This is a genomic window from Pacificimonas sp. ICDLI1SI03, assembly GCF_054740865.1.
The window spans coordinates 1-858 of sequence record NZ_JBSQAU010000005.1 but is presented as its reverse complement, the minus strand read 5'-3'; the positions used below and the strand labels follow the sequence as shown (position 1 = coordinate 858).

The following is an 858-nucleotide window of genomic DNA, read 5'->3' as shown; positions in this document are numbered from 1 at the left end:
CTAGGGTCCGGACCCGTAAACGGGATTCCCAAGGCGGCTGCGATGTGATTCAAGTGCTGCGATTGCAGGAGCATGTTCGTGAGCGAGTTCTGGTTGACCGAGGCGCAGTTTGCGCGGATTCGTCCGTTTTTGCCTGACAAAGTTCGTGGTGTTCCGAGGGTGGACGACCGCCGTGTCATCAGCGGCATCATTCACGTCTTGAAGTCGAGAGGCCGGTGGGCGGATGCTCCCGCCAGCTACGGACCGAAGAAGACAAACGGTTCGCTCGTTGGGCTGAGAAAGGCATCTGACAGGACATGTTCATCGCGCTCGCCTCGGCGGGTGGCCCCCGGCTGAAGTGTTGATCGACAGCACATGGAAGCCCACCGCTCTGCGGCGGGCGGAAAAGGGGGGTGCAGAAACAGGCTATCGATATCAGCCGGGGCGGCAGGAACAGCAAACTCCACGCCATCACGGATGGAGAAGGAAGGCCGATCCGGTTCCTTCTGACGGGCGGCAATGTCGCCGATTGCAGGGCCGCGATGGCGCTGCTCACGGGCCTTGCGCCAGATAGCCTCGTTCATGCTGACAAAGCCTATAATAGCAACGCCATCCGCGTTCTGATCGACAGCCAGGGCGCGGTTCCGAATATCCCGTTCAAGGCCAACCGGCGCTGGAAAAGCTGCTTCTCGAGAATGCTCTACAAAGTCCGCAACGCCGTCGAACGCATGTTCTGCCGCCTCGAAAGCTTGCCCCGGCGAAGGCCGGGGACGACAGCCGCATCGCAACTCGCTACGATAAACTCGCCACCAGCTTCCTCGGTGCCATCTGCCTCGCCTCAGCAGTCACATGGTGGTTATGAGTCCGGACCCTAGCATT

1 protein-coding gene and 1 pseudogene are annotated in these 858 nt (G+C 60.5%); one reads left to right on the top strand and one right to left on the bottom strand.

Annotated elements, in window-relative coordinates; all coding sequences use genetic code 11:
- A partial coding sequence (locus ACSMXM_RS17015) for a hypothetical protein (protein WP_460317673.1) occupies positions 1-188 on the bottom strand: 188 nt, incomplete at its 3' end.
- On the opposite strand from ACSMXM_RS17015, the pseudogene ACSMXM_RS17010 reads away from it, so the two are divergent.
- Positions 130-841 (top strand): annotated as a pseudogene (locus ACSMXM_RS17010) (IS5 family transposase). The gene ACSMXM_RS17015 and the pseudogene ACSMXM_RS17010 sit on opposite strands and share 59 nt — an antisense overlap.
- Positions 842-858 lie beyond the last annotated feature (17 nt).